The organism is Pseudomonas sp. URMO17WK12:I7, assembly GCF_003269045.1.
Taxonomy (GTDB): Bacteria; Pseudomonadota; Gammaproteobacteria; order Pseudomonadales; family Pseudomonadaceae; genus Aquipseudomonas; species Aquipseudomonas putida_J.
Window position 1 is genome coordinate 194,982 of the sequence record NZ_QLTL01000002.1, and the last position, 26,906, is coordinate 221,887.

23 protein-coding genes are annotated in these 26,906 nt (G+C 61.5%); 15 read left to right on the forward strand and 8 right to left on the reverse strand.

Going from position 1 to position 26,906, the window contains the following annotated elements; genetic code table 11:
- Nucleotides 1-156: 156 nt before the first annotated feature.
- The 5 genes from H040_RS03090 (at nucleotide 157) to H040_RS03110 (ending at nucleotide 5,430) form a co-directional block, all read left to right on the forward strand.
- Nucleotides 157-1,065: a carbohydrate ABC transporter permease gene (locus H040_RS03090; protein ID WP_027920162.1), complete on the forward strand. Its 909-nt coding sequence runs from the start codon at nucleotides 157-159 to the stop codon at nucleotides 1,063-1,065.
- The gene (locus H040_RS03095; RefSeq protein WP_027920161.1) at nucleotides 1,058-1,915 is read left to right on the forward strand and encodes a carbohydrate ABC transporter permease; all 858 of its coding nucleotides are present in this window, start codon (nucleotides 1,058-1,060) and stop codon (nucleotides 1,913-1,915) included. The genes H040_RS03090 and H040_RS03095 overlap by 8 nt, the downstream gene beginning before the upstream one ends.
- Nucleotides 1,916-1,918: 3 nt before the next feature.
- On the forward strand, nucleotides 1,919-3,073 hold the full coding sequence (locus tag H040_RS03100) for an ABC transporter ATP-binding protein (RefSeq protein WP_027920160.1): 1,155 nt from the start codon (nucleotides 1,919-1,921) through the stop codon (nucleotides 3,071-3,073).
- A 41-nt stretch (nucleotides 3,074-3,114) separates the two neighbouring features.
- Nucleotides 3,115-4,458 carry a carbohydrate porin gene (locus H040_RS03105; RefSeq protein ID WP_027920159.1) on the forward strand — a complete coding sequence of 448 codons (1,344 nt, stop codon included), beginning with the start codon at nucleotides 3,115-3,117 and terminating at the stop codon, nucleotides 4,456-4,458.
- Nucleotides 4,459-4,575: 117 nt separating this feature from the next.
- Nucleotides 4,576-5,430 (forward strand): D-hexose-6-phosphate mutarotase, encoded by an 855-nt coding sequence (locus H040_RS03110; RefSeq protein WP_027920158.1) that lies wholly within the window; start codon nucleotides 4,576-4,578, stop codon nucleotides 5,428-5,430.
- Here the strand turns inward: H040_RS03110 and hexR are convergent.
- Nucleotides 5,423-6,286 carry a DNA-binding transcriptional regulator HexR gene (hexR, locus tag H040_RS03115; protein ID WP_177326722.1) on the reverse strand — a complete coding sequence of 288 codons (864 nt, stop codon included), beginning with the start codon at nucleotides 6,284-6,286 and terminating at the stop codon, nucleotides 5,423-5,425. The genes H040_RS03110 and hexR overlap by 8 nt on opposite strands.
- Nucleotides 6,287-6,497: 211 nt before the next feature.
- Between hexR and zwf the strand changes: the two genes are divergently transcribed.
- Genes zwf through H040_RS03130 form a run of 3 tightly spaced genes read left to right on the forward strand, consistent with a single transcriptional unit; the run spans nucleotide 6,498 to nucleotide 9,365 of the window.
- Nucleotides 6,498-7,967 (forward strand): glucose-6-phosphate dehydrogenase, encoded by a 1,470-nt coding sequence (zwf, locus tag H040_RS03120; protein ID WP_027920156.1) that lies wholly within the window; start codon nucleotides 6,498-6,500, stop codon nucleotides 7,965-7,967.
- Complete coding sequence (pgl, locus tag H040_RS03125; protein ID WP_027920155.1) at nucleotides 7,954-8,667, forward strand: 6-phosphogluconolactonase; 714 nt, start codon at nucleotides 7,954-7,956, stop codon at nucleotides 8,665-8,667. The genes zwf and pgl overlap by 14 nt, the downstream gene beginning before the upstream one ends.
- Before the next feature lie 17 nt (nucleotides 8,668-8,684).
- A complete protein-coding gene (locus H040_RS03130) occupies nucleotides 8,685-9,365 on the forward strand; it encodes a bifunctional 4-hydroxy-2-oxoglutarate aldolase/2-dehydro-3-deoxy-phosphogluconate aldolase (RefSeq protein ID WP_027920154.1) in 681 nt (226 codons plus the stop codon).
- A 237-nt stretch (nucleotides 9,366-9,602) separates the two neighbouring features.
- Here the strand turns inward: H040_RS03130 and leuA are convergent, their stop codons facing one another.
- The 4 genes from leuA to H040_RS03155 form a co-directional block, all read right to left on the reverse strand.
- Nucleotides 9,603-11,276: a 2-isopropylmalate synthase gene (gene leuA / locus H040_RS03140; protein ID WP_027920153.1), complete on the reverse strand. Its 1,674-nt coding sequence runs from the start codon at nucleotides 11,274-11,276 to the stop codon at nucleotides 9,603-9,605.
- Nucleotides 11,277-11,690: 414 nt separating this feature from the next.
- A complete protein-coding gene (locus tag H040_RS03145) occupies nucleotides 11,691-12,518 on the reverse strand; it encodes a M23 family metallopeptidase (protein ID WP_027920152.1) in 828 nt (275 codons plus the stop codon).
- 3 nt (nucleotides 12,519-12,521) lie between these two features.
- Nucleotides 12,522-13,901 carry an exodeoxyribonuclease VII large subunit gene (gene xseA, locus H040_RS03150; protein ID WP_033696503.1) on the reverse strand — a complete coding sequence of 460 codons (1,380 nt, stop codon included), beginning with the start codon at nucleotides 13,899-13,901 and terminating at the stop codon, nucleotides 12,522-12,524.
- A gap of 134 nt (nucleotides 13,902-14,035) precedes the next feature.
- The gene (locus H040_RS03155) at nucleotides 14,036-14,914 is read right to left on the reverse strand and encodes a LysR family transcriptional regulator (protein WP_027920150.1); all 879 of its coding nucleotides are present in this window, start codon (nucleotides 14,912-14,914) and stop codon (nucleotides 14,036-14,038) included.
- A gap of 97 nt (nucleotides 14,915-15,011) precedes the next feature.
- Between H040_RS03155 and H040_RS03160 the strand changes: the two genes are divergently transcribed.
- The 7 genes from H040_RS03160 to H040_RS03190 all read left to right on the forward strand — a co-directional run bounded on the left by H040_RS03160 (nucleotide 15,012) and on the right by H040_RS03190 (nucleotide 22,752).
- Nucleotides 15,012-15,767 (forward strand): sulfite exporter TauE/SafE family protein, encoded by a 756-nt coding sequence (locus H040_RS03160; protein ID WP_027920149.1) that lies wholly within the window; start codon nucleotides 15,012-15,014, stop codon nucleotides 15,765-15,767.
- A 45-nt stretch (nucleotides 15,768-15,812) separates the two neighbouring features.
- A complete protein-coding gene (locus H040_RS03165) occupies nucleotides 15,813-16,370 on the forward strand; it encodes a sugar ABC transporter ATPase (RefSeq protein ID WP_027920148.1) in 558 nt (185 codons plus the stop codon).
- A gap of 86 nt (nucleotides 16,371-16,456) precedes the next feature.
- Nucleotides 16,457-17,926 carry an IMP dehydrogenase gene (guaB, locus tag H040_RS03170; protein WP_027920147.1) on the forward strand — a complete coding sequence of 490 codons (1,470 nt, stop codon included), beginning with the start codon at nucleotides 16,457-16,459 and terminating at the stop codon, nucleotides 17,924-17,926.
- A 77-nt stretch (nucleotides 17,927-18,003) separates the two neighbouring features.
- Nucleotides 18,004-19,581, forward strand: coding sequence for a glutamine-hydrolyzing GMP synthase (gene guaA / locus H040_RS03175; RefSeq protein WP_027920146.1), 1,578 nt, complete (start codon nucleotides 18,004-18,006; stop codon nucleotides 19,579-19,581).
- Between the two features lie 308 nt (nucleotides 19,582-19,889).
- On the forward strand, nucleotides 19,890-21,098 hold the full coding sequence (locus tag H040_RS03180; protein ID WP_024248387.1) for a tyrosine-type recombinase/integrase: 1,209 nt from the start codon (nucleotides 19,890-19,892) through the stop codon (nucleotides 21,096-21,098).
- 284 nt (nucleotides 21,099-21,382) lie between these two features.
- Nucleotides 21,383-21,613 carry a helix-turn-helix transcriptional regulator gene (locus H040_RS03185; RefSeq protein WP_000410046.1) on the forward strand — a complete coding sequence of 77 codons (231 nt, stop codon included), beginning with the start codon at nucleotides 21,383-21,385 and terminating at the stop codon, nucleotides 21,611-21,613.
- 80 nt (nucleotides 21,614-21,693) lie between these two features.
- A complete protein-coding gene (locus H040_RS03190) occupies nucleotides 21,694-22,752 on the forward strand; it encodes a replication initiator protein A (RefSeq protein ID WP_021577798.1) in 1,059 nt (352 codons plus the stop codon).
- 1,098 nt (nucleotides 22,753-23,850) lie between these two features.
- On the opposite strand, the gene H040_RS03200 is transcribed toward H040_RS03190, so the two are convergent.
- The 3 genes from H040_RS03200 to trbJ all read right to left on the reverse strand — a co-directional run bounded on the left by H040_RS03200 (nucleotide 23,851) and on the right by trbJ (nucleotide 26,802).
- Complete coding sequence (locus H040_RS03200) at nucleotides 23,851-24,177, reverse strand: hypothetical protein (protein ID WP_027920145.1); 327 nt, start codon at nucleotides 24,175-24,177, stop codon at nucleotides 23,851-23,853.
- 2 nt (nucleotides 24,178-24,179) lie between these two features.
- Nucleotides 24,180-25,823 (reverse strand): P-type conjugative transfer protein TrbL, encoded by a 1,644-nt coding sequence (gene trbL, locus H040_RS03205; RefSeq protein ID WP_027920144.1) that lies wholly within the window; start codon nucleotides 25,821-25,823, stop codon nucleotides 24,180-24,182.
- Nucleotides 25,824-26,010: 187 nt separating this feature from the next.
- Nucleotides 26,011-26,802, reverse strand: a complete 792-nt coding sequence (gene trbJ / locus H040_RS03215) for a P-type conjugative transfer protein TrbJ (protein WP_027920143.1) — start codon at nucleotides 26,800-26,802, stop codon at nucleotides 26,011-26,013.
- Between the last annotated feature and the right edge of the window lie 104 nt (nucleotides 26,803-26,906).

Genomic DNA, 26,906 nt, shown 5'->3' on the forward strand with positions numbered 1-26,906 from the left:
GGAAAGGGCTGCGCAGCAGCCCCAAGGACTCAAGTCCACCACCTACCTGGCAGATCGAGCGCACCGAATTGGGGCTGCTGCGCAGCCCTTTCCGACCGGTCCGGCGCCCCGGCAAGGCCGCCCCTACAGAGTGTTGCAGCGCCTGAAAGGTGACCCATGACAACAGCAACCGCCCAACTGCGGGCCTCTCCCCTGGACGCGCTGCAGCGCTGGCTACCGAAACTGGTACTGGCACCGAGCATGTTCATCGTCCTGGTGGGCTTCTACGGTTACATCCTGTGGACCTTCGTCCTGTCCTTCACCACCTCGACCTTCCTGCCGACCTACAAGTGGGCGGGCCTGGCGCAATACGCCCGGCTGTTCGACAACGACCGCTGGTGGGTGGCGAGCAAGAACCTGATGCTGTTCGGCGGCCTGTTCATCGCCATCAGCCTGGTCATCGGTGTGCTGCTGGCAGTACTGCTGGACCAGCGCATCCGCCGCGAAGGCTTCATCCGCACCATCTACCTGTACCCCATGGCGCTGTCGATGATCGTCACCGGTACCGCCTGGAAATGGCTGCTCAACCCCGGCATGGGCCTGGACAAGCTGCTGCGCGACTGGGGTTGGGAGGGCTTTCGCCTGGACTGGCTGATCGACCCTGACCGGGTTGTGTACTGCCTGGTGATCGCCGCCGTGTGGCAGGCATCGGGCTTCATCATGGCGATGTTCCTCGCCGGACTGCGCGGGGTCGACCAGTCGATCATCCGCGCCGCGCAGATCGACGGTGCCAGCCTGCCGCGCATTTACTGGACCGTGGTGCTGCCCAGCCTGCGCCCGGTGTTCTTCAGCTCGTTGATGATCCTTGCGCACATCGCCATCAAGAGCTTCGACCTGGTGGCGGCGATGACTGCCGGTGGGCCGGGTTATTCGTCCGACCTGCCAGCCATGTTCATGTACTCCTTCACCTTCAGCCGCGGCCAGATGGGCATGGGCTCGGCCAGCGCCATCCTCATGCTCGGGGCGATCCTGGCGATCCTCGTGCCGTACCTGTACTCGGAACTGCGGAGCAAGCGCCATGCATAGTTCATCACAGGCTCCTGCCGACAGGCCGGCGCTGACCCTGAGCCGCATCGCCATCCATGCCGTGCTGCTGCTTGCCGTGCTGCTGTACCTGGTGCCGCTGGTGGTGATGCTGCTGACCAGCTTCAAGTCCCCGGAAGACATCAGCACCGGCAACCTGCTCAGCTGGCCCACCGTGGTCACCGGCATCGGCTGGGTCAAGGCCTGGGGCACGGTCAGTGGTTACTTCTGGAACTCGATCATGATCACCGTGCCGGCGGTGCTGATCTCAACCACCCTCGGCGCACTGAACGGCTATGTGCTGTCGATGTGGCGTTTCCGCGGCTCGCAGCTGTTCTTCGGCCTGTTGCTGTTCGGTTGCTTCCTGCCATTCCAGACCGTGTTGCTGCCGGCGTCGTTCACCCTCGGCAAGCTGGGGCTGGCCAGCACCACCACCGGCCTGGTGCTGGTGCACGTGGTCTACGGCCTGGCATTCACCACGCTGTTCTTCCGCAATTTCTACGTGAGCATTCCCGATGCTCTGGTGAAGGCCGCGCGCCTGGATGGCGCCGGTTTCTTCACCATCTTCCGCCGCATCATCCTGCCGATGTCGACGCCGATCATCATGGTCTGCCTGATCTGGCAGTTCACCCAGATCTGGAACGACTTCCTGTTTGGCGTGGTGTTCTCCAGCGGCGACTCGCAACCGATCACCGTGGCCTTGAACAACCTGGTCAACACCAGCACCGGGGCCAAGGAATACAACGTCGACATGGCAGCGGCGATGATCGCCGGCCTGCCAACCCTGCTGGTCTACGTGGTGGCAGGCAAATATTTCGTCCGCGGGCTCACGGCTGGCGCGGTCAAGGGGTAAGTCATGGCAACGCTCGAACTTCGCAATGTGAACAAGACCTACGGCAGCGGCTTGCCGGACACCCTCAAGGATATTCAGCTGTCGATCAAGGATGGCGAGTTCCTGATCCTGGTCGGCCCTTCGGGCTGCGGCAAGTCGACCCTGATGAACTGCATCGCCGGCCTTGAGCACATCACCGGCGGCGCGATCCTCATCGATGATCAGGACGTCAGCGGCATGAGCCCCAAGGATCGCGACATCGCCATGGTGTTCCAGTCCTATGCGCTGTACCCGACCATGAGCGTGCGCGAGAACATCGAATTTGGCCTGAAGATCCGCAAGATGCCCCAGGCAGCCATCGACGAAGAGGTGGCGCGGGTGGCCAAGCTGCTGCAGATCGAGCACCTGCTCGCGCGCAAGCCGGCACAGCTTTCCGGTGGCCAGCAGCAACGTGTGGCCATGGGCCGGGCGCTGGCGCGGCGGCCGAAGATCTACCTGTTCGACGAGCCGCTGTCCAACCTCGACGCGAAGCTGCGGGTCGAGATGCGCACTGAAATGAAACTGATGCACCAGCGCCTGAAAACCACCACGGTGTATGTCACCCACGATCAGATCGAGGCCATGACCCTGGGCGACAAGGTGGCGGTGATGAAGGACGGCATCATCCAGCAATTCGGCACGCCGCAGCAGATCTACAGCGACCCGGCCAACCAGTTCGTCGCCAGCTTCATCGGTTCGCCGCCGATGAATTTCATTCCAGTGCGCCTGAGCAAGCAGGAAGGGCGCCTGCTGGCGGTGCTCGACAGTGGCCAGGCGCGCTGCGAACTGCCGTTGGGGCCGGCCAGCGATGACCTTGATGGTCGCCAGATCATGCTCGGCATCCGTCCCGAACAGATCGCCCTGGGTGCAAGCGAGGGCAACAGCCTGCCGGGTATCCGCGCCGAAGTGCAGGTGACCGAGCCCACTGGGCCAGACCTGTTGGTGTTCGTCACGCTCAACCAGACCAAGGTCTGCTGTCGCCTGGCGCCGGACATTGCCTGCCGTGTGGGCGACAGCCTGAACCTGCAGTTCGACCCGGCCCGGGTGCTGCTGTTCGACGCCGGCAGCGGTGAACGTTTGCACCTGGCCAGCAGCAACACCGCCGTAAAGGACAACGTGGCTCACTTCAAAGGCCGCTAACTCGTCTACACCATCAATAAGAAAAAAGAGGACGCAAAGGGATGGAACAGCGCAATCGCATCAGGACCTTGGGTTCACTGGCCCTGCTCGCTGTGGTCGGCAGCAGTGGCGTGCAGGCTGCCGAGGCATTTTCCAGCGAATCGAAATGGATGACCGGTGATTGGGGCGGCACCCGCACCGCGCTGCTGGACAAGGGCTACGACCTCACCCTCGACTACGTTGGCGAGGTGGCTGGCAACCTGCATGGCGGCTACAACGACGACAAGACCGCGCGCTACAGTGACCAGTTCGCCCTCGGCGCGCACCTGGACCTGCAAAAGATCCTTGGCTGGCACGATGCCGAGTTCAAGCTGGCGATCACCGAGCGCAGTGGCCGCAACCTGTCCAATGACCGCATCAGTGACCCGCGCGCCGGGCAGTTCAGTTCGGTGCAGGAAGTGTGGGGCCGCGGCCAGACCTGGCGCCTGACGCAGATGTGGGTCAAGCAGAAGTATTTCGACGGCGCGCTGGACGTGAAAGTCGGCCGCTTCGGTGAGGGCGAGGACTTCAACAGTTTCCCCTGCGACTTCCAGAACCTGGCCTTCTGCGGCTCGCAGGTGGGCAACTGGGTCGGCGGCATCTGGTACAACTGGCCGGTCAGCCAATGGGCGCTGCGGGTCAAGTACAACATCACCCCGGAATTCTTCGTCCAGGTCGGTGCCTTCGAGCAGAACCCGTCGAACCTGGAGACCGGCAACGGCTTCAAGCTCAGCGGCAGCGGCACCAAGGGCGCGATCCTGCCGGTGGAAATGGTCTGGTCGCCCAAGGTCAATGACCTGCCGGGCGAATACCGCCTGGGTTACTACTACAGCACGGCCAAGGCCGATGACGTGTTCGAAGACGTCAACGGCAACCCGCAGGCGGTCACCGGGCAGGACTTCAAGTCGCACTCGAGCAAGCACGGCTGGTGGGTAGTGGCGCAGCAGCAGGTGACTGCCCACGGCGGTGACATCAATCGCGGCCTGAGCCTGTTCGCCAACTTCACCGTGCACGACAAGGCCACCAACGTGGTCGACAACTACCAGCAGGTCGGCCTGGTCTACAAAGGCGCCTTCGACGCTCGTCCCAAGGACGACATCGGCTTTGGCGTGGCGCGTATTCATGTGAATGACGACGTGAAGAAACGCGCCGAGCTGCTCAATGCGCAAAGTGGTATCGATGACTACGACAACCTGGGCTTCGTGCCGCTGCAGCGCACCGAGTACAACGCCGAGCTCTACTACGGCTTCCACGTCACCAACTGGCTGACCGTGCGGCCCAACCTGCAGTACATCAAGAGCCCGGGCGCAGTGGACGAAGTGGACAACGCGCTGGTCGCAGGTTTGAAGATTCAGTCGTCTTTCTAAGCCTACTTGTTGTAAATTTACGCCAATCCAAATTCGGCTCCCGGCACCCACTGGCTTGCAGTGGTTGTCGGGAATAAGCCGAGATAGCGCTATCTCAAACAACAAGAGCTTGGAACCATGCCCGAACATCCGCTACATCGCTTCTTTTCCTCGCAGCGGCCCCGGCCGACGTTCGAGTGGGAGCGTTACCAGCAGCGCGATGTGCTGATCATCGATCATCCCCGTTGCCAGGCGGTGTTCAGCCGCCAGGGTGCACAACTGCTGCACTTCCAGCCAGCCGGTGAGCGGCCGTGGCTGTGGTGCGCCGAGCAATGGCCGCAAGTGGGCGCCATTCGTGGTGGTGTGCCGGTTTGCTGGCCCTGGTATGGGCGCCACCCTAGCGAAGATCTGTGGCCGGCCCATGGCTGGGCACGCTTGCTGGACTGGAAGCTGGTGGATAGCCGTGAAGACGAGGAGGGCGTAAGCCTGAAGTGGCGGCTGGACCTGTGCGACTGGCAGGTAGACCTGCACGCCAGGCTTGGCAACCGCATGGAACTGAGCCTGAGCACCGAGCATCAGGACAGCGAGCCGTGCCAGCTGAGCCATGCGCTGCTGGCCTATTGGCGTATCAGTGACGTGTCCGAGATAGCGCTGTCTGGGCTCGAGGATATCGAAGGTTACGACCGCCTGAACCGCCAGGCCTGTCGTGAGGAGGGCGCACTCAAGCTCAAGGGGGGGTGCCAGAAAGTCTACCCAGGCACGCCACGCGTGCAGTTGCAGGACCCGGCCTGGGAGCGGGAACTGTGCATCGACACCGGCGACAGCGATGACACCGTGGTCTGGCACCCGGGCAATCGGCCGCTGATGGGCGTCAGCGGCCGTGAGTGCCAGGGCTTCGTCTGTGTCGAGGCGGCCAGCGGCAGTGGCGAGGGCCTGAGCCTGGCGCCGGGGCAGCGTGCGCACCTGCGGTTGCAGGCACACCGGCTCAGTTGAGTTCGTCGTCTTCGATCGGGTAGCGGCTGGCGTTGAGGCTTTCCTTGATCTTGCGCAGGTGCGGCTGGAAGTCCACGCCGCGGCGCAGGGTCATGCCGGTGGCCAGCACGTCGAGCACGGTCAGCTGGATGATTCGCGAGGTCATCGGCATGTAGATGTCGGTGTCCTCCGGCAGCGGGATGTGCAGGCTCAGGCTGCAAGCCTGGGCCAACGGCGAACCGGCGGCGGTCAGGCCGAGTACCGAAGCGCCGTTTTCCCGGGCCAGGCGCGCCACTTCGACCAGTTCGCGGGTGCGCCCGGTGTAAGAGATGATCACGAACAGGTCGCCAGTGTGTGCCACCGAGGCCAGCATGCGTTGCATCAGCACGTCGGCATGGGCCGATACCGCGAGGTTGAAGCGGAAGAACTTGTGCTGGGCATCGAGGGCTACCGGGGCCGAGGCGCCGAGGCCGAAGAAGTGGATCTGCCGGGCCTGGATCATCATGTCCACGGCGCGGCTGACCTGTTGCGGGTCCAGTTGCTGGCAGGCGCTGTCGAGCGAGGCGATGGCGCTGCCAAAGATCTTCTGGGTGTAGGCTGCCGGGTCGTCGTCGGCTTCCACCGCACGGCTCACGTAAGCCGCGCCGCTGGCCAGGCTCTGCGCCAGCTGCAGCTTGAGCTCTGGGTAACCGCTGACGCCGAACGAGCGGCAGAAGCGGTTGACGGTCGGTTCGCTGACCTTGGCTGCCTGGGCCAGCGCGGCGATGCTGAAGCGTGTGGCTTGTTGCGGGTTGAGCAGGATGACTTCGGCGACTTTGCGTTCGGCCTTGTTCAGCTCGTCGAGGCGGCCCTGGATCTGTTCCAGGAGGTTTCGCACGCGGTCCATGGGTGTGTCCTTGGGTCGGGAAGACAGCCGGCTGTGGGAGCAGCAGGCTTTTTGCACGGTCGTCTATCGTACTGTCGGTGTGATTGGCGTACCACTTGTCTGTAACGCTTGTGTGTAATGTTATGGTTTTTACTACATTATCCCTTGAAAACCGTGTGTGAAAGCGGTATTCCTAGTCCAACTTTAGGAAAGAACCAACATCATGGCTGCGATCAGTGTTGAACCTTGCACTTTTGCCCTGTTTGGCGCCTTGGGCGACCTGGCATTGCGCAAGCTGTTTCCTGCGCTCTACCAGCTCGACCGTGCCAACCTCCTGCACGCGGACACCCGCCTGCTGGCGTTGGCCCGCGAGGCCGGCAGCGCCGAGGATCACCTGAACACCATCGAAGCGCACTTGCGCCGGCATGTGGCCGAGGCCGATATCGAGCCTGCCGCGCTGGGGCGTTTTCTTGGCCGCCTGCGCTACCAGCACCTGGACTTCCTGCAGCCCGAGGGCTATGTGGCGTTGGCCGGGCAGCTGACGGGTGAGCAGCCGCTGATCGCCTACTTTGCCACGGCCGCGGCTGTTTACGGTGCCATCTGCGAAAACCTCGACAAGGCTGGCCTGGCGGCGCGCACCCGGGTGGTGCTGGAAAAACCCATCGGCCATGACCTGGAGTCGTCGCGGCGGGTCAACGATGCCGTGGCGCGCTTCTTCCCGGAAAGCCGGGTTTATCGCATCGACCACTACCTGGGCAAGGAAACGGTGCAAAACCTGATCGCCCTGCGTTTTGCCAACAGCCTGTTCGAAACCCAGTGGAACCAGAATTCCATCTCCCACGTGGAAATCACCGTGGCAGAGAAGGTCGGCATCGAGGGCCGCTGGGGCTACTTCGACAAGGCCGGCCAGCTGCGCGACATGATTCAGAACCACCTGCTGCAACTGCTTTGCCTGATCGCCATGGACCCGCCCAGCGAGCTGTCGGCCGACAGCATCCGTGACGAGAAGGTAAAGGTGCTCAAGGCGCTGGCGCCGATCACCGGTGAGGCTTTGAGCACCAGCGTGGTGCGTGGCCAGTACATCGCCGGTTACAGCGACGGCAAGCCAGTGCCTGGCTACCTGGAAGAAGACAATTCCAACGCCCAGAGCGACACCGAAACCTTCGTTGCCCTGCGCGCCGACATTCGCAACTGGCGCTGGTCGGGCGTGCCGTTCTACCTGCGTACCGGTAAACGCATGCCGCAGAAACTGTCGCAGATCGTCATCCACTTCAAGGAAACGCCGCACTACATCTTCGCCCCGGAGCAGCGTTTGCAGGTCGGTAACAAGCTGATCATCCGCCTGCAACCGGACGAAGGCATATCCTTGCGGGTGATGACCAAAGAGCAGGGCCTGGACAAGGGCATGCAACTGCGCAGTGGCCCGTTGCAGCTGAATTTTTCCGACACTTGGCGCAGTACGCGGATTCCGGATGCCTACGAGCGCTTGCTGCTGGAAGTGATGCGCGGCAACCAGAACCTGTTCGTGCGCAAGGACGAGATCGAGTACGCCTGGAAGTGGTGTGACCAGTTGATCGCCGGCTGGCGTAACGCGGGCGATGCGCCCAAGCCTTACGCAGCGGGCTCCTGGGGGCCGATGAGCTCGATTGCATTGATCACCCGTGATGGGAGGGCGTGGTATGGCGATATCTGAACTGAAGCTGCCAGCGACCGTGCAGGTGCACGATCTGGCAGATGCCCAGGCACTGGCCGCAACCTTGGCCCACGACGTGGCCGAGCGCCTGCGCGCAGCCATTGCCAGCAAGGGCCAGGCCTGCGTCGTGCTGTCCGGCGGCCGCAGCCCGGTGCCGTTTCTCGAACAGCTGGCCAGCGAGCAGCTGGACTGGGCCAAGGTCACCGTCAGCCTGGCCGACGAGCGCTGGGTGCCAGTGGAACACGCCGACAGCAACGCCGGCTTGCTGGCTCGCCATCTGCTCAAGGGCGCTGCGGCCAAGGCGCGTTTCGTCGGGCTCTATCAGCAGGCCGAAAACCTCGACGCGGCAGCAGCCAGCGCGGATCAGGCCTTGGCAGAGCTACCCGCCATCGACGTACTGGTGCTGGGCATGGGCGACGATGGCCATACCGCCTCGCTGTTCCCCAATAGCCCCAACCTCGCTGAAGGCCTGGACCCTGACAGCAAGCGTCGTTGCCTGCCGATGCTGGCTCCGAGCGTGCCGCACCAGCGCCTGTCGCTGACCCGCTCTGTCCTGGCCAGTGCGGCGTTCATCGCGCTGTCCGTGCAAGGCCCGGGCAAACTCGCTACCCTGCGCGCCGCGCTGGCGGGCAACGACCTTTCCGAAATGCCGATTCGCGCCTTTCTTCACGACCCCCTGGACATCTACTGGTGCCCATGAGCCAAGGATCCACTGTCATGACCACCCTTGAACGCCCACAGCCAAAGCTTTCGATGGCGGATAAAGCCGCCCGGATCGATGCCATCTGCAAAAAGGCGCGCATCCTGCCGGTAATCACCATCGCCCGTGAGCAAGACATTCTGCCGCTGGCCGATGCCCTGGCTGCTGGCGGAATCCGCACCTTGGAAGTGACCCTGCGCTCGCAGCATGGCCTGAAGGCCATCCAGGTACTGCGTGAGCAGCGCCCGGAGCTGTGCGTCGGTGCCGGTACCGTGCTCGATCGCAGCATGTTCGCTGCGGTCGAGGCTGCTGGCGCGCAGTTCGTCGTCACGCCGGGCATCACCCAGGACATCCTGGAAGCGGGCGTGGACAGCGAGATCCCGCTGCTGCCGGGGATCAGCACGCCGTCCGAAATCATGATGGGCTACGCCTTGGGCTACCGCCGCTTCAAGCTGTTCCCGGCGGAAATCAGCGGCGGCGTGGCAGCGATCAAGGCTTTTGCCGGCCCGTTCGGCGATATCCGCTTCTGCCCCACTGGCGGCGTCAACCCGGCCAACGTGCGTAACTACATGGCCCTGGCTAATGTGATGTGCGTGGGCGGTACCTGGATGCTCGACAGCAGCTGGATCAAGAACGGCGACTGGGCGCGGATCGAGGCGTGCAGTGCCGAGGCGATAGCGCTGCTGGACGCCAACTGAATCTGTTGTGTGCTGTACGGCTTATGGGGCGCTTGGTCGGCGCCCTTTTTTTTGCCTTGGATTTGTATATTGCCTGTGCCGGCCCTTTCGCGGGTAAACCCGCTCCCACAGGTACTGCACAGTATTCAAAAGCTGTGTGGTCCCTGTGGGAGCGGGTTCACCCGCGAAAGGGCCGGCACAGAAAAACAAAAAAGCCCGCATCCAAGGATGCGGGCTTTTCATTCATCGCGGTGATGCTTAAGCCGCTTTGGCTTCCTGCTGGCTCAGCGAGCGGTTCAGCGCGCTGAACAGTGCCTTGAAGCTGGCCGTGGTGATGTTCTCGTCGATACCCACGCCGTGCACTGGGCGACTGCCTGCCACGCGCAACTCGATGTAGGCTGCCGCCTTGGCATTGGTGCCGGCACCGATGGCGTGCTCGTTGTAGTCCATGATCTCGACCGATACCGGCAGGCCGGCTACCAGAGCTTCCAGGGCGCCGTTGCCCTTGCCGCGCCAGTGCAGGGTGGTTTCGCCTTCACCGGCGACTTCCACTTCCACGGCGCTGTGGCCGTTTTCTTCCTGCAGGCGGTGGCTGACCAGCGCATACGGGGCGTTGGCCTGGAGGTATTCCTTGTGCAGCAGGCTGTAGATCTGCTGGGCGGTCATTTCCAGGCCCAGGCGGTCGGTTTCACCCTGTACCACCTGGCTGAATTCGATCTGCATGCGGCGTGGCAGGCTGATGCCGTATTCCTGCTCGAGCAGGTAGGTGATGCCGCCTTTGCCCGACTGGCTGTTGACGCGGATTACCGCCTCGTAGCTGCGGCCGATGTCGGCCGGGTCGATCGGCAGGTACGGCACTTCCCACCGCTCGCCTTCCTGCTGCTTGGCGAAGCCTTTGCGGATGGCGTCCTGGTGCGAGCCGGAGAAGGCGGTGTGGACCAGGTCGCCGACGTACGGGTGACGTGGGTGCACCGGCAACTGGTTGCACTCTTCAACCACCTTGCGCACGCCGTCGATGTCGGAGAAGTCCAGCAGCGGGTCGATGCCTTGGGTGTAGAGGTTCAAGGCGAGGGTCACCAGGTCGACGTTGCCGGTGCGCTCGCCGTTGCCGAACAGGCAGCCTTCGGCGCGGTCGGCGCCAGCCATCAGGCCCAGCTCGGTGGCCGCGATGCCGGTGCCACGGTCGTTGTGGCAGTGCAGGCTTATGATCACGCTGTCGCGACGGCTGACGTTGCGGCAGAACCACTCGATCTGGTCGGCGTAGATGTTCGGCGTGGACACTTCCACGGTGGCAGGCAGGTTGAGGATGACCTTGTGCTCGGGGGTCGGGTTCCACACCTCGATGACCGCGTCACAGACTTCCTTGGCGAACTCCATCTCGGTGGCGCTGAAGGTTTCTGGCGAGTACTGGAAGGTCCACTGGGTTTCCGGCTGCTGGGCGGCATATTTGACGAACAGCTTGGCCGCGTTCACCGCGATGTCCTTCACGCCTTGCTTGTCCTGATTGAAGACGATGCGGCGGAACGATGGGCTGGTGGCGTTGTACAGGTGAACGATGGCCTTCTTCGCGCCGCGCAGCGACTCGAAGGTGCGGGCGATGAGGTCTTCACGGGCCTGGGTGAGCACCTGGATGGTGGTGTCATCCGGGATGTGGCCGTCTTCGATCAAGGTGCGCACGAAGTCGAAGTCGGTCTGCGAGGCCGATGGGAACGAGGCTTCGATTTCCTTCACGCCAACCTGCACCAAGGTCTTCCAGAAACGCAGCTTCTTCTCCGAATCCATCGGCTCGATCAGCGACTGGTTGCCATCACGCAGGTCGGAGCTGCACCAGATCGGCGCGGCGGTGATGGTCTTCGACGGCCAGGTACGGTCAGGCAGGTCGATGGTCGGGAAGGCGCGGTATTTCTTCGATGGGTCTTTGAGCATGGTCATGGAAGCAATCCTTTTGTGTGCGGCCGAGATCGGGCCTGCCGGGCAATAACGAGATGAAGAGGCGAGGCGACGCGAATCAGCCTGGTAGTCGGGCGCTGACCAGGCAGAGGCTGCGATGTTGTCGGAGCAAAATGAGGGTGCTGAAGGTTTTCATGCCCTCAACCCTAACCAGTGAGGTGGGGGATGGCAAGTGTTCGGAAAAAATTGAGAGGAATGCTCAAAAAAAGCTGAGTGGCGAGATTTTATCGCTGAAAATTAATTCAGGTCTTTGAATTGTTGCGCGGTATATTTCGATGGCGCAACAGAGTGGAAGTGATGTCGACTGTGCTGGCCTCTTCGCGGGTAAACCCGCTCCCACAGGGTTTCGCGATCCCTGTAGGAGCGGGTTTACCCGCGAAGCAGGCGCTGCCGATCTCAGGGTTGGAACGCGCCAATGAAGATCGCCGGATCCACCCGAGCATCATTCAGGCTGACATTCCAGTGCATGTGCGGCCCGGTCGCCCGCCCGGTCGAGCCCACGCGCCCGACCACATCGCCGCGGCGCAGTTGCTGGCCGACCTGCACGTCGATCTTCGACATGTGGCAGAACATGCTGATAAAGCCCTGGCCATGGTCGACGAACACCGTGCGGCCGTTGAAGAAGTAATCACCCACCAGGATCACCTTGCCGTTGGCCGGGGTCTTGATCGGGGTGCCGGCCGGCACGGCGAAGTCCAGCCCTGCGTGCGGGTTGCGCTCCTCGCCATTGAAAAAGCGACGCACCCCGAACTTGCTCGACAGCGGCCCGTTGACGGGTTTGTCGAGGATCAGGTTGCTTGGCAATACCGGGCTGAAGCTGCGATACGCCTGGATCTGCTCGGCCAGCTCGCGGTCGATGCGCTTGAGGTCGTCCGGGGTCGGGTTGACCTGGCGGGTGTTCTTCAAGGTGATGTGCTGTTCAGGGTACTGCTTGCTGCCGACACTGAAGGGCAGGCTGCGGCCGCCCTGGGTCAGCATGGCGGTGCCAGGCTTCTGGGTCAGCGGGATGCCGACGATGGCCAGCCAGCTGTCCTGTTCCTTGACCACCAGCACCGGCTTGCCATCGAAGCGCGCGCTCGGCGCCGTTGCCGCCGGGCCAAGGTCGACCACCGCCACACCACCCGGCACAGGTTTGTTCAGGGTGCGGGTGATGTAGCTGGCCTGGGCGCCTGCGGCCAGCAGCATGAGAGAGAGGGCGAACAGGGGCGCAAACAGGCGGGGCATGTGTCAGTCCAGTAAAGAGAGGGTGACCGGGGTCAGGTGATTGTCTTCGACGCGTACCTGCAGCTCGCCCTGGTTCAGGCGGGCAGTCAGGCGCTGGCCATTGCGGGTCTGCTCGGCGCTGCGGATGGCCTGGCCATGCTCGTCGAGGAGGATGCTATAGCCACGCGCCAGGGTCGCCAGCGGGCTGACCACTTGCAGTGTCTGCAGTTGTGCCTGGAAGCGCTGGCGGCGGTCCTTGAGCACTTCGCGCATGGCCCGTGGCAGGCGCTCGGAGAGGCTGTTCAAGCGTTGCTCCAGCAGTTTCAGCGTGCGCCCCGGGTGCTGAGCCGCCAGGCGTGTATCCAGGCGCGCCAGGCGTTCGCGGCGCTGATTGAGGTTGAGCATGAACGCGCGGCGCAGGCGCATGTCCAGGTCGTCCAGGCGTTGCGCCTGCTGGCGCAGCCGCTCGCCGGGGTGGCGCAGGCGTCGGGTCAGTGACTCCAGGCGCAAGCGGTCGTGGGTCAGGCGGTTCTGCATGCGCAGCAGCAGGCGCCGTTGCAGGCCGTCCAGGCGCTGCTGCAGGCCGCTGTTGTCGGGGGCCAGCAGTTCGGCCGCCGCCGAGGGTGTAGGGGCGCGCACGTCGGCGACGAAGTCGCTGATCGATACATCGGTCTCGTGGCCCACGGCGCTGACGATCGGCGTCACACAGGCGGCCATGGCACGCGCAACGGCTTCTTCGTTGAAGCACCAGAGGTCTTCCAGCGAGCCACCACCGCGGGCCAGGATCAGCGCGTCGAAGCCCAGCCGGTCGGCCTGCTGCAAGGCGCGCACGATCTGGTTGATCGCTTCGCGGCCCTGCACGGCAGTGGGAATCAGATTCAGTTCAACCTGTGGGGCACGGCGGCCGAACACGCTGATGATGTCGCGAATCACTGCGCCGGTGGGGGAGGTGATGATGCCGATGCGTTGCGGATGGGCCGGCAGCGGCTTCTTGCGTTCGGCGCTGAACAGCCCTTCGGCACCAAGCTTTTCCTTCAGTGCCTCGAAGGCCAGGCGCAGGGCGCCATCACCGGCAGGCTCGACCGTGTCGAGGATCAGCTGATAGTCGCCACGCCCCTCGAACAGCGAGACCTTGCCGCGCACGCGCACCGCCAGGCCGTCACGCAGGGCCTGGCGGACCCGGGTGGCGTTTTGGCGGAACAGCGCGCAGCGCACCTGGGCGCCGCTGTCCTTTAGGGTGAAGTACATGTGGCCGGAGGCCGGGCGGGCGAGGTTGGATATCTCGCCTTCCACCCAGACGCTGCGGAACACGTCTTCCAGCAGCACGCGGGCGCGGCCGTTGAGCTGGCTGACGGTGAGGACCTCGCGGTCCAGGCCGAGTCGTTCGAAGGGGTCTCTGATCATGGCGGGCATCATAAAGGACATCGGCCCCGGTTGTCTGTCCCGGCTCTGTAGCCAGGGTTATCGCTCCCACAATGACCGCGTGAAGGCTCAGCCCAGCGCAGTAACCGTGGGCTGGGTTGCCGTTGGCGGGGCCATCAACCCTGCATCGCCGCCACGAACTGGTGCACCCTCTGCCCTGCATCGCGCCGGCAGGCCAGTGCCACGGTGCTTTCGCATGTCCCCTCCAGTGCCACGAAGCGGATCGACGCCGGGGCAATTTCCCTCATGCACGCCGGCAACAGCGCCACCCCGAATCCGGCCTGGATCAACTGCAACTGCGTGGTCTTGCGCGACAGCACCTGCGCCGCCCGAGGGAAAAAGCCCGCCGCCATGCACAACGAGGCCGACAGGTAACTCAGCCCGCCACGGTCCCGGTGTGGAATCGAAGTAAAGCGCTCTTCACGCAACTGCTCAAGCTTCACCTGAGCAGCGTCAGCCAGTGGATGTCCAGCGGCAACCGCCAGCAACAATGGCTCGCTGAACAATTGATGCAGCACCACGCTTTCATGCTGGCGCAACACCGGCAGGCGCAACAGGCCGATATCCAGCCGCCCGGCGGCGATATCCTCCAGCTGCGCCTCTGACGATTGCTGGGCAATCTCCAGCGCAATCCCTGGGTTACCCCGCAGGTAATCGCCCAACCGGGCCAGCAACGGTCCGGTCAGCGGTACCGTGCTGGAGTGGTTCAGGCGCAGGCTGCCTTGCAGCCCTTCGCCAATGTCGCGAGTCACCTGCTCAGCCTGCGCCAGGTCGGCCAGCAAGCGCCGTGCACGTTCCAGGAAAGCCTGGCCGGCCAGCGTCAGGCGCGGCAGGCGTGCGGTGCGCTCGAACAGGGGGGTGCCCAGTTGCAGTTCCAGCTCCTTGATCTGTCGGCTCAGCGCCGACTGGGCGATGTACAGCCGCTCGGCGGCACCGCTGAAGCTGCCGCATTCGGCGATTTCCACGAAGTAACGCAACTGGCGGATCGACGTCATGTCATGCCTTTTCGAGATGGGTATGGCGCTAAAGGTATATTAGTCGGCATGGCTTACGGCTGGCTAACCTTTGCCTGTCTTCCCAGGAACGGTTGCCATGCTCGCCCAGCTGTCTTTTTCCGGCCTTGACTGGCTGCCCCTTTTGCTTGGTGTCGGCGCTGCCTACGTCGTCTTCGGCATCGCCGGCTTCGGCACCGCGCTGGTGGCTGGCCCAGTACTGATCCACTTCATGCCCTTGTCACGCATCATCCCCTTGCTGGTGCTGCTGGACTTCGTCGCCGCCTTCGGCAACCTGCTGCCGTCACGTCGCGACGTAGTGCGCGGCGAGCTGCTGCGCCTGTTGCCGTGCATGGCCGTGGGCTGCACCCTGGGCGTGGTGTTCCTGCTGCACCTGAAGTCCGACCTGCTGTTGCTGCTGATGGGCCTGTTCGTCACCGCCTATGCAATCTATGGATTGGCAGTGAAAGTGCGGCCGGCCAGATTGGCAGGCCTCTGGGCGGTGCCGATGGGGACGATTGGCGGGCTGTTTGGCGCTTTGTTCGGCAGTGGCGGTTTTCTTTATGCGATCTACCTCAACGCACGCCTCGATGTGAAGGAGCAGGTACGTGCAACCCAGAGCGCGTTGATCAGCTGCAGCACTCTCGTGCGCCTGTCGCTGTTCCTGATTGCCGGCGTCTACGCCGACACCAGCCTGTTGCTGCTCGCCGCCTGCCTACTGCCGGTGATGTTCATCGGCCTCTGGGCCGGGCGCCGGCTGACCCTGAAACTGTCCCGCGAAGCCTTCGTGCGCCTGGTCACCTGGCTGGTGCTGGCCAGCGGCCTGGCGCTGATCGGTCGCTACCTGAGCGGCTGAGCGGTAGAATTGCAGGATTACCGCAGTCCGCAGGCCGCTTCTTTCATGAACACCCAGAGCATCATCGTCCCCAAGCTATCCACCGTCCCCTCGCATGAAGCCCGTTCCCGGGCCATCCTGCGCTGGCTGGTGCGCGAGAAGATCGTCGAAGAACAACTGACCACCTGCGGGCGCACCGGCAACCGCATGGGCCATGCCCTGGCCGAGGGCGCGCGCAAGGTCGCCCTGCACCCGGATAAACTGCCGTTCGGCGAACAGGTCAATGGCCTGGAAGTGATGCTCAAGCGCTGCATCTATACCCCGACCGAGGGCTTCCTCGAGGAGGCCGGCTGCCCGGAGTGCCGGCGCGAGGTGGGCGAGCCGCTGTTCGAGAGCCTGGAAGAGTGGATGCCGGCGGTGAGCGACAACTTCACCTGTCCGCTGTGCGGCCATGAAGACGACATCAATGGCTTCATTTACCTGCAGCCATGTGCCTTTTCCAACCTGGGGTTCATCTTCAACAACTGGGGCGAGGCCGGGTTTACCCAGGCCTTTCTCGACAGCTTCGCCGACTGGCTCGACCAGCCAGTGGCGGTGGTGCAGGTAAAACTGCCACAAGGCTGACCGAAGGCCCTTATTTTGCATTGAGCGGCGCGCCGTGGATGAGTATAATGGCGCGCTTCCATTTTTCCCGCCCGGGAGCCCCCGCGATGCTGCGTATCAGCCAAGAAGCCCTGACCTTCGACGATATCCTCCTTGTACCTGGCTACTCCGAGGTACTGCCCAATGAAGTCAGTCTCAAGACCCGTTTGACTCGTGGCATCGAGCTGAACATTCCGCTGGTTTCCGCTGCCATGGATACCGTGACCGAAGCGCGCCTGGCCATCGCCATGGCCCAGGAAGGCGGCATCGGCATCATCCACAAGAACATGACCATCGAACAGCAGGCCGGCGAAGTACGCAAGGTCAAGAAGTTCGAGGCTGGCGTGGTCAAGGACCCGATCACCATCGAGGCTGACGCCACCGTGCGTGACCTGTTCGACCTGACCCGCCTGAACAACATCTCCGGCGTTCCGGTACTGGCGAACGGCGACCTGGTCGGCATCGTCACTTCCCGTGACGTGCGCTTCGAAACCCGTCTGGACGCCAAGGTCCGCGACGTGATGACGCCGAAAGAGCGTCTGGTCACTGTCCGTGAAGGCGCCGACAAGAACGAAGTCCGCGAGCTGCTGCACAAGCACCGCCTGGAAAAAGTCCTGATCGTCGACGACAAGTTCAACCTCAAGGGCATGATGACCGTCAAGGACATCGAAAAGGCCAAGGCCTACCCGCTGGCCAGCAAGGACGACCAGGGCCGCCTGCGCGTCGGCGCTGCGGTCGGCACCGGCAAGGACACCGGCGAGCGCGTTGCCGCCCTGGTTGCCGCCGGCGTTGACGTGGTTGTGGTCGACACCGCTCATGGTCACTCCAAAGGTGTTATCGACCGCGTTCGCTGGGTGAAAGAAACCTACCCGCACGTGCAGGTGATCGGCGGCAACATCGCCACCGGCGCCGCGGCCAAGGCCCTGGCTGAAGCCGGCGCCGACGCCGTCAAGGTCGGTATCGGCCCAGGCTCGATCTGCACCACCCGTATCGTTGCCGGTGTCGGCGTGCCGCAGATCAGCGCCATCGCCAACGTCGCCGCTGCACTGGAAGGCACTGGCGTGCCACTGATCGCCGACGGCGGCATCCGTTTCTCGGGTGACCTGTCCAAGGCCATCGTTGCCGGCGCCTCTTGCGTGATGATGGGTTCGATGTTCGCCGGTACCGAAGAAGCACCGGGTGAAGTCGAGCTGTTCCAGGGGCGTTCCTACAAGGCCTACCGTGGCATGGGCTCGCTGGGTGCCATGGCACAGGCGCAGGGCTCGTCCGACCGGTACTTCCAGGACTCCTCGGCCGGCGCCGAGAAGCTGGTACCGGAAGGCATCGAAGGTCGCGTTCCTTACAAGGGCGCCCTGGCTGCGATCATCCACCAGCTGATGGGCGGCTTGCGTTCGTCCATGGGCTACACCGGCAGCGCAACCATCGAAGAGATGCGCACCAAGCCGGAATTCGTGCGTATCACCGGTGCCGGCATGGCCGAGTCCCACGTGCATGACGTGCAGATCACCAAAGAAGCCCCTAACTACCGCGTAGGCTAAGGCTTCAAGCAATAACCGAACGGGGCTGTCACGAACAGCCCCGCGTCGTTTCCGATTTCCACTGACGAGATTGAGTCATGGCCCTCGACATTCACGCTCACCGTATCCTGATCCTCGATTTCGGTTCCCAGTACACCCAGCTGATCGCCCGCCGCGTGCGTGAAATCGGCGTGTACTGCGAACTGCACCCGTTCGACATGGACGACGAAGCGATCCGCGAATTCAACCCGCGCGGCATCATCCTCGCTGGCGGCCCCGAGTCGGTCCACGAAGCCAACAGCCCACGCGCCCCGCAGGCGGTGTTCGACCTGAACGTGCCGGTGCTGGGCATCTGCTACGGCATGCAGACCATGGCCGAGCAGATGGGCGGCAAGGTTGAAGGTTCCGACCTGCGCGAGTTCGGTTATGCCCGCGTTGACGTGGTTGGCAAGAGCCGCCTGCTCGACGGCATCGAAGACCACGTGGACGATGACGGCGTGCTGGGCCTGGACGTGTGGATGAGCCACGGCGACAAGGTCACCCAGATGCCGGGCAACTTCCACGTGCTGGCCAGCACCCCAAGCTGCCCGATCGCCGGCATGTTCGACGACTCGCGCGGCTACTACGGCGTGCAGTTCCACCCGGAAGTGACCCACACCAAGCAAGGTGGTCGCATCCTGTCCCGCTTCGTCCAGGACATCTGCGGCTGTGAAGCCCTGTGGACCCCATCCAACATCGTCGAAGACGCCATCGCCCAGGTGCGTGAGCAAGTCGGTTCGGCCAACGTCCTGCTGGGCCTGTCCGGCGGCGTTGACAGCTCCGTGGTTGCCGCACTGCTGCACCGCGCCATCGGCGACCAGCTGACCTGCGTATTCGTCGACAACGGCCTGCTGCGCCTGCACGAAGGCGACCAGGTAATGGCCATGTTCAAGGAGAACATGGGCGTCAAGGTGATCCGCGCCGACGCTGAAAAGCAGTTCCTCGACAACCTGGAAGGCGAAGCCGACCCGGAGAAGAAGCGCAAGATCATCGGCCGCACCTTCATCGACGTGTTCGATGCCGAAGCCAGCAAGCTGGAGAACATCCAGTTCCTCGCCCAGGGCACCATCTACCCGGACGTGATCGAGTCGGCTGGCGCCAAGAGCGGCAAGGCCCACGTGATCAAGTCGCACCACAACGTCGGTGGCCTGCCAGAGGAAATGAACCTCAAGCTGGTCGAGCCGCTGCGTGAATTGTTCAAGGACGAAGTGCGCAAGATCGGCCTGGAGCTGGGCCTGCCGTACGACATGGTCTACCGCCACCCGTTCCCAGGCCCGGGCCTGGGCGTGCGTATCCTGGGTGAAGTGAAGAAGGAATACGCCGACATCCTGCGTCGCGCCGACCACATCTTCATCGAAGAGCTGCGCAAGGCCGACTGGTACCACAAGACCAGCCAGGCATTCGTGGTGTTCCAGCCGGTCAAGTCGGTTGGCGTCGTTGGCGACGGCCGTCGCTACGCCTGGGTCGTGGCCCTGCGTGCCGTCGAGACCGTGGACTTCATGACCGCGCGCTGGGCACACCTGCCGTACGAGCTGCTGGAAACCGTCAGCGGCCGCATCATCAACGAAATCGACGGCATCTCGCGCGTTACCTACGACGTGTCGAGCAAGCCGCCTGCCACCATCGAGTGGGAGTGATCCCGCGTCCGGCACAGACTGGCACCAAGAAGCATTAAAACACCCCTAAGCCCGCGTAATTGCGGGCTTTTTTCGTTCTTGGCGTAGCACTGTCTGGCAAATTTTCGCATCGCCAAGCACACCGTTTCTATGGCATGGTAGATGGTACGATTTGAACCTGATGCCATGTTCGGCACTCGATACCATGCCGCCTCTGATGGGGTGTTCATGGTATCGAATTTAGGTAACGCATTGTCCTTAAAGAAGTTTTTTGAGGATTTGTGGGGCTTTTTGAGCATGGTATTTTTGAGAGGAAACCCAACCCGACCATGCTGACTGATACCAAGCTGCGCAACCTCAAGCCAAAGGACAAGCTGTACAAAGTGAATGACCGTGACGGCCTCTACGTGGCCATCACCCCTGCGGGTTCGATTTCGTTCCGCTACAACTACTCGATCCACGGCAGGCAAGAGACCATCACCTTCGGCCGCTATGGTGTCGGAGGGATCACGCTAGCGGAAGCTCGCGAACGGCTGGGCGAAGCCAAGAAGATGATCGCCGCAGGGAAATCTCCAGCCAAGGAGAAAGCGCGGGACAAAGCCCGCGTCAAGGATGCTGAGACATTCGGCGCGTGGGCCGAGAAGTGGTTGCGCGGCTATCAAATGGCAGATTCCACCCGCGACATGCGCCGTGGAACATACGAGCGAGAGCTAAAGCCGAAATTCAGCAACAGGAAACTGATAGAAATTACCCACGAGGACTTGCGGGCGCTGACTGATGCCATCGTGGAACAAGGCAGGCCATCAACGGCCGTGCTTTGCCGCGAAATTATGATGCAGGTCTTCCGCTGGGCTATCGAACGCGGACAGAAGGTTGAGAACCCGGCCGATTTGGTGCGCCCGTCAACTATCGCCAAGTTTGAGCCGCGAGATCGAGCACTGACGCCCGAGGAAATTGGCTTGATGTACCAGTACATGGAGCGTATCGGCACCACACCTTCAATTCGAGCGGCTGCCAAGCTGCTGTTGCTAACGATGGTTCGCAAAAGCGAACTGACCAACGCAACGTGGAACGAAATCAATTTCACCGACGCGCTCTGGACAATCCCCAAGGAGCGGATGAAGCGTCGCAATCCCCATTTGGTGTTCCTGTCGAGGCAGGCGCTGGATATTTTCATCGCGCTGAAGACCTTCGCCGGCGGTTCGGAATACATTCTGCCATCACGTTATGACTCAGACTTGCCGATGAGCAGCGCAACGCTCAATCAGGTGCTTACCCTTACCTATCGGCTGGCCCAGAAGGAAGGGCAGTCACTTGGCAAGTTTGGACCGCACGACTTGCGGCGCACAGCCAGCACGCTGTTGCATGAGGCGGGCTATAACACCGACTGGATCGAGAAGTGCCTTGCGCACGAACAGAAGGGCGTTCGTGCCATCTACAACAAGGCCGAGTACCGCGATCAGCGCCGGGCGATGCTCCAAGATTGGGCCGACATGATCGACGAGTGGACAATCAGGAAGACCCGCCTCAAGGACTGATTCGGAGCCTAGAGACCTGCATTCTGTAGCGAAATGCCCACTTCGGTGGGCTTTTTTTTGTCCGAAAAACGATGAATTTCCGGACGCGATAAATTGGGTTTAAGTGCCTATTGCAAACCTAATTAAAACAGCGGTTTGCGTTATCAAGATTGTCCGTCAAACGTTGAATTTACGGACACTAAGTGATTGATTTAATTGAAAAAATATGATCGTAGATGCTGGAGTTTTCCGGAATTGTGTAGCAATAATTAAACCTCGGATGATGACAAAACGAGGTATTCGGTGTGGAAAAAGAATTAAGGAGAGCAAGTAAAGTTCTCATTAGCAAAAAGCAGCTGCTGGAGATGATTCCGCTGTGCGAGCGCACGATCTACAACTTTGAAAAGCAGGGGAAATTTCCTCAGCGCATTGCGCTCAGTAGCCGCAAGGTCGTGTGGGATTTGGCGGAGGTCGAGGCATGGATTGATGCGTGCAAACATTCCAGCCCGGCCCCTCGTCCCGGAATGGGGGCCTGAATTGTGGCGGCCAACTTGCAGGCGACATTTACGAGTAGACCGCTTGTACTGGGCTTAATACAGCTCCGGTTGGGCCGTGCATGAGTAGCCGAAACAGCGGTCTTAAGCCCATAGGCGCGGTAATAGGCGACTCTGGCGGGCTACTGGAACGCCTTGAAAATATCAGGAAGCGGAACAGTGACCGAACTCCGGCTGCTGAACGCGGTAGACCGTCTAACGTCTCGACCGTGCATGAACAGATGGAAAGGGCAAAAGAGCGGGACAAAGCGTTGTCACTTGTCCGCAAGCCTCCACAAGGCGACGCTCAGCCAGATTTTTTTGCGCCCAGCCTTTATGACGTGGGCGGCCGCGACAATCGCAGCGTCATGGATGTGGCCGTGTTCCGTTTATCCAAGAAGGACAAGCGAGCCGGAGAACTGATCCGCTACGACCTGCCGGATGGATACGTGGAAGTGTCCGCAGGAGCGCACGGAATGGCCTCCATTTGGGACTACGACATTGTGCTGATGATGGTGTCTCACTTGACCGAAGCTATGAACCGCTATCGAGAAGGAAAGGGTGGCAAGCCGGGGAGAGTGTTTCGGCTGCATGTTAGCGACATCCTCAGATTTGCCCGACGTGGTAACGGTAGTAGTCAGGTTAAGGGAGTGGAAGCCGCGCTAGATCGGTTGCGGGGTACTACCATCAAGACAGTGCGCGAAAGCGGCAAGTTCCGGACAACCGAAGCCGAGGGGCTGATCGCGCGCTATCGTGTTCTGTCACGCACGGACACCAAGAAGATAAGTTCTGTCGAGATTGAAGCCCCGGAGTGGATTTATCGAGAAGTCACCGAGGGCAAGCGGCCGGAGGTACTTACAGTACACCGGGACTACTTTCTGATCGAGCCGGGCATAGGACGCTTTATCTACCGACTGGCTCGCCGTGCCGCAGGCAGGGATAGCGCTAAATGGGCTTTCAAGACCCTTTACGAACGCAGTGGAAGCGGTGGCTCGTTCAAAAAATTCTGTTTCTTCCTTCGCGGGATCATCAAAGCCGATGACCTGCCTGAATATGCCTTGTGCGAAGAAGCGGGGAAGGATGGCCCTCTACTGGTCATGAGGCACCGCAATTCCTCGTCGGAACCGCTGGGCGGTTCCTAATAGACGGTGAGTGAGATCGCAAAAGAGCCCCGTTGCGGGCTTTTTTCATTTTGATTGACGGACAGTTGGCGGACAAAGTGGGAACAACCCGCCACGCTGTGGATAGAGTGTCTATTAGGAACCTGAAACCGTCTATTAGGAACCGTTTCGCCGTCTATTAGGAACCGGTATCCGTCTATTAGGAACCGGCATCGCGCGTAATCCATTGAATTAAAAGATTAAATTTCCTTCTTTTTACGCTAAATCTTTTAAAACTATATATAAAACTGTTTAAAACCCTTTTGCCTGTGCATAAGTCGATGGCCCCCATCCGTTAGTTCGGAACTCCTATTCGTGCGAAATCGCGCCACGATCCAAAAGCGTGGCCCCTTGCGGGGTTCCCACCGCTTCGCGGCAGCTCCCCTCCCTCATGAAAGGCGTTCGCTCCGCCCCAAGGCGCTGGCCGAGCTTGCTGCCGTGGGTTGGAGGCTGGACGAGTACGCTAAGGGCAAAGGAGAAACGGGCGACCCAAGGCATCCGACCGTAACGCCGCTCCCCCCCTGTTTAACGGCACCCCACCCCCTGTTTAACGGCGCCCGGCCGGTTTCTGAAAACCCAGCAACGGCGGGCGTTTGCGGGCCGTTCGCAAATTCCATCTAAGATTCTCTAAGAATCTCCAGCATGCGCGCTAAGTGCCGCGCCTTGATGGCGCAGCTCCTAGCTTGCTGCTCTTGGTCGGCCTACGGCCGTTGGGCACCAAAAAAGTAGGGCGGGCCTGCCGTCGCCGACGCGGCTAGTTCCGTGGATTACCCACCGGTCGCAGCACCTGGTCGAGCCGTTGAAACCGGCAAAAAGACGATCAGGCACCAAAAAGGGAAGGGCAGGGCCAAAATCGACATAAGGCCTCTTACGGCCTGCGAAAGCGTCCAAAATCCCTGCTGTATGGGCCGTGGCGGCGTTTTTTCAGTGTCGGAATGTTGTTGTGACTGTCATGTGTGAAAACTTCTCACAGAGCGATACAGGCCGTTTTTGCGGTGTGTAATAGACGGAGATGCTGCGGCAGGAAAACAAAACCCCGCACTCAGGCGGGGTTGTGGGTGATGGAACTGGCTGTGCGCGTCAGCGATTGATGACCCTGCGTCGCTGCCGTTCTTCCTCTTCCATCTGAAGGATGGCCATTCTCACACGCTCTACCAATACCACCTGATTCTTGCTGCCGAAAAGTGGCATGCGATTAAGCATACCCATGCCGCCGTAGAAATGCGCAGCGGCAGGCAGAGCCAATCGGTTCACCCGATGCTGTAGTGCCGTGTACTGCTTATCCAGTGCATCGAGCTGCGGGCCAAAGCCTTTGCGTCGGAGCCATTGGCCAAGCGCCCACATACCAATACCGAGAACAAAAAAGCCGCCGAGCATCATCAGGCCAAAAAATACATCGTTCATCATGATTACGCCTCCGATTGAGAGTTAACGCCAGAATCCATGCCGGGCACATTGAGCGCGCCGACATTTCCGGTCCTAGCTGTGTCCGATGTCGGACGAATAATGTTGGATTCCGCTTGTGTAGTCGGCTCTGCGCCGTCATCAGGCGTTGGACTGTCGCCGCCGGGGACGGGAGGGGGAGACCCGGTGCCCCCGAGCGAAAGCCCGTGGGAGCTTTCCATACCGGGTACGCTGATAGCGCCCAGCACGCCAAGCGCCCGTGTGGCCACCTCGGCGCCCTGCGCAACAACCTTGCCGTTGCCGCCGGTCCCTTCTTTTGGTGTCATCTGCCGTTGCTGAGCGACGGCCTGCTGATCCGTATCGTCGTCACCGCCCTTGGCCGCTCTTCCGGCCTGTTTGGCGGCTTGTTTCAAGCCGCTGCCTGCTTTTTGGCTAGCTGGCGAAGCGGCCGCCGACACTGGATTCGCCGATCCTGACGCGGCACCACCCCCGACGCGAGAACCTGCGGCCTTTGCGGCCGCACCGGTGCCCCCTCCTGTGCTTGCGCCAATTCCAGCGCTGCTGACGCCCGTCGCACCACCGATGCCCCCTGCGGTACTGCCGCCTGCCATGCTGGCGTTCAGTGCGGAGGCCAGTCCACCACCCGCGGCACTGGCAGCGCCTCCGCCAGTTCCTGCGGCCCCTAGTGCTCCTGCGGCCGGGGCTGCTGCCCCTGCTGTTGCAACAGTAGCGACTGCGGCCGCCGCACCGGCTGCACCGGCTGCGGCCATGCCCCCAATTGCAGAGCCGCCGCCCATCGACGTGCCGCTAATCATGCCGCCGATCAGTTCAGGGATGGTTTTGGTCAGGTAGGCGCACACCAAAGACAGGCCGACCAAGGTCATCAACGACGCTTCGTCGTTGGTGTAGGCTGCCGACCATTCTGCGGAAACCTGCATGATCAGACCCACAATCAGAGTCAGGACAAACAGCTTGGCACCTACCGCAACGGCATAGCGAATGGGAGCCAGTGCATATTCGCGTGTCCATTGAGAGCCACCGAAACCCATAAACAGGACGGCGGCATTGATGATGACGTAGGCCTCTACCAGCGTCACGAACACCAGAGCCGCTATAAACGTAAAACACATCAGGACGATCAATGCAGATACGGCCACCACAACCGATGTGATTGGGCTGAACATCGAAACACCGGCCGTCAGCACCTGCCGTGAAAAGTCCACAGCAGTTGAGAACATATCCCCCGGCATCAGCTCCGCACTACCCAACCCTGCCGCGTGCGCCCCGGCCTGCCGGAAGCTGTTGACGATGGCCCCGCCCCACTCGGTCGCGTGATCGAGCATCGCATAGAAGAACCCTATCACGAGGATGAATTTCACCAGTTCATGGAGGATGTCGCCCAGTTCAGCCCCGCGCATGACCAAAGGAGCAAAAGTCCAAACTAACTGGATGACGGCAAGGCATCCCAAGAGCCACAAGGCGTAATCATGCAGGCGCGGTGCCCATTGGTTTGAAGCGTTCTGAATCAGCCGCAGAAGGCTGTTCATAGACGTGTTGCTCTGCGCCAAATCGACCCCGGCAGCCATCGCACTAGTTGCGGATAGCAAGAGCACCGCGCCGACAAGTGCGTAAACGGTTGAACGTCGCATAGTCAGAACCCCTCAGACGGGCCGCGAGTGTTTGGGCGGCTGCGGAATTGGTCATCCTGATGGCCATTGCCGACCGCTGCGCATTCCGGCGCGGCGGCGTTCGTGACGACCACGGCCGTCAGTGCCGACCCACCAAGGGCCGAGACGAGACAGAGGGCGGCAATCAGCGCCTTAGAAATCATCATGGTTAGAACCCCTCAGACGGGCCGCGTGTATTTTCACGGCTGCGGAATTGCTGTTCGGAGGCATCGCTAACGGACTGTCGTTCGTTTTGCTGCGCCATGTAGTTGCCTTGCAGGGTGATCTGTGTGGCCACCAGATCGCGCAGCTTCTGGAGCTGCTGCACGTTCTGCGCCGCAATCTCGTTCCCTGCTTGAATGGCCTGCTGGCGACCAACGGCCGACTGTGAACGGCTTACCAACTGGTCCAGCATCGCGTTCTCATCCTCGAATGTGCTGGTATTCACGCCAGCGGCCTGCATGGCCGTGCGGGCGTTATCGAAGCCGGATTGTGCCCAGTCCCGATAGCGCTGCGGCATGTTGTTTTGCCCTTGGCCAATCGAGTTCAGATAGCTGTCATAGCCCTTGAACTGCTGGCGAAACTGTTCGTCCAGATTGCTGATGTTGCGGCCGAGCGACTGCGCCGAGTTGTAGACGCTGGCCACGCGCTGGAGGTCGCCAGTGATGGTGTTGAACATGCGGCTGGGCAGTGACATGCCCTGCTTAATCATGTTGTCGTACTGCTGGATCTGCGTCTGCAACTGCTGCGCGGTGTTCAGTTGCGTATTCACCGCTTCGGCGTATTCGTACATCTGCTGATAGAACGTAGAGCAGTTCGAGCAGTAGATGGCATAGGCCGGAGCCGGTGCCATGTAGAGACTTACACCAAGGCCTGCGCTCGCCATTGCTAGAGCGAGCGCCGCGCCTCGACCGAGTTTTCGGGCGGCATAAGCCGACGTTTTTTGCGATTCCATTTCCATACCGAATACCTCATTTTGTCATCGTCCGAGGTTTGATTATTGACCGATATGGAGCGGTTTTAAATATGCGGATAATCTTGTATCCGCATAGAATTCAATGATTT

What these genes read in the sequence shown, in the direction of transcription:
- H040_RS03090 (WP_027920162.1), top strand. Translation starts at nt 157, where the DNA reads ATGACAACAGCAACCGCCCAACTGCGGGCCTCTCCCCTGGACGCGCTG.
- H040_RS03095 (WP_027920161.1), top strand. Translation starts at nt 1,058, where the DNA reads ATGCATAGTTCATCACAGGCTCCTGCCGACAGGCCGGCGCTGACCCTG.
- H040_RS03100 (WP_027920160.1), top strand. Translation starts at nt 1,919, where the DNA reads ATGGCAACGCTCGAACTTCGCAATGTGAACAAGACCTACGGCAGCGGC.
- H040_RS03105 (WP_027920159.1), top strand. Translation starts at nt 3,115, where the DNA reads ATGGAACAGCGCAATCGCATCAGGACCTTGGGTTCACTGGCCCTGCTC.
- H040_RS03110 (WP_027920158.1), top strand. Translation starts at nt 4,576, where the DNA reads ATGCCCGAACATCCGCTACATCGCTTCTTTTCCTCGCAGCGGCCCCGG.
- zwf (WP_027920156.1), top strand. Translation starts at nt 6,498, where the DNA reads ATGGCTGCGATCAGTGTTGAACCTTGCACTTTTGCCCTGTTTGGCGCC.
- pgl (WP_027920155.1), top strand. Translation starts at nt 7,954, where the DNA reads ATGGCGATATCTGAACTGAAGCTGCCAGCGACCGTGCAGGTGCACGAT.
- H040_RS03130 (WP_027920154.1), top strand. Translation starts at nt 8,685, where the DNA reads ATGACCACCCTTGAACGCCCACAGCCAAAGCTTTCGATGGCGGATAAA.
- leuA (WP_027920153.1), bottom strand. Translation starts at nt 11,276, where the DNA reads ATGACCATGCTCAAAGACCCATCGAAGAAATACCGCGCCTTCCCGACC.
- H040_RS03145 (WP_027920152.1), bottom strand. Translation starts at nt 12,518, where the DNA reads ATGCCCCGCCTGTTTGCGCCCCTGTTCGCCCTCTCTCTCATGCTGCTG.
- xseA (WP_033696503.1), bottom strand. Translation starts at nt 13,901, where the DNA reads ATGATCAGAGACCCCTTCGAACGACTCGGCCTGGACCGCGAGGTCCTC.
- H040_RS03155 (WP_027920150.1), bottom strand. Translation starts at nt 14,914, where the DNA reads ATGACGTCGATCCGCCAGTTGCGTTACTTCGTGGAAATCGCCGAATGC.
- H040_RS03160 (WP_027920149.1), top strand. Translation starts at nt 15,012, where the DNA reads ATGCTCGCCCAGCTGTCTTTTTCCGGCCTTGACTGGCTGCCCCTTTTG.
- H040_RS03165 (WP_027920148.1), top strand. Translation starts at nt 15,813, where the DNA reads ATGAACACCCAGAGCATCATCGTCCCCAAGCTATCCACCGTCCCCTCG.
- guaB (WP_027920147.1), top strand. Translation starts at nt 16,457, where the DNA reads ATGCTGCGTATCAGCCAAGAAGCCCTGACCTTCGACGATATCCTCCTT.
- guaA (WP_027920146.1), top strand. Translation starts at nt 18,004, where the DNA reads ATGGCCCTCGACATTCACGCTCACCGTATCCTGATCCTCGATTTCGGT.
- H040_RS03180 (WP_024248387.1), top strand. Translation starts at nt 19,890, where the DNA reads ATGCTGACTGATACCAAGCTGCGCAACCTCAAGCCAAAGGACAAGCTG.
- H040_RS03190 (WP_021577798.1), top strand. Translation starts at nt 21,694, where the DNA reads ATGAGTAGCCGAAACAGCGGTCTTAAGCCCATAGGCGCGGTAATAGGC.
- H040_RS03200 (WP_027920145.1), bottom strand. Translation starts at nt 24,177, where the DNA reads ATGATGAACGATGTATTTTTTGGCCTGATGATGCTCGGCGGCTTTTTT.
- trbL (WP_027920144.1), bottom strand. Translation starts at nt 25,823, where the DNA reads ATGCGACGTTCAACCGTTTACGCACTTGTCGGCGCGGTGCTCTTGCTA.
- trbJ (WP_027920143.1), bottom strand. Translation starts at nt 26,802, where the DNA reads ATGGAAATGGAATCGCAAAAAACGTCGGCTTATGCCGCCCGAAAACTC.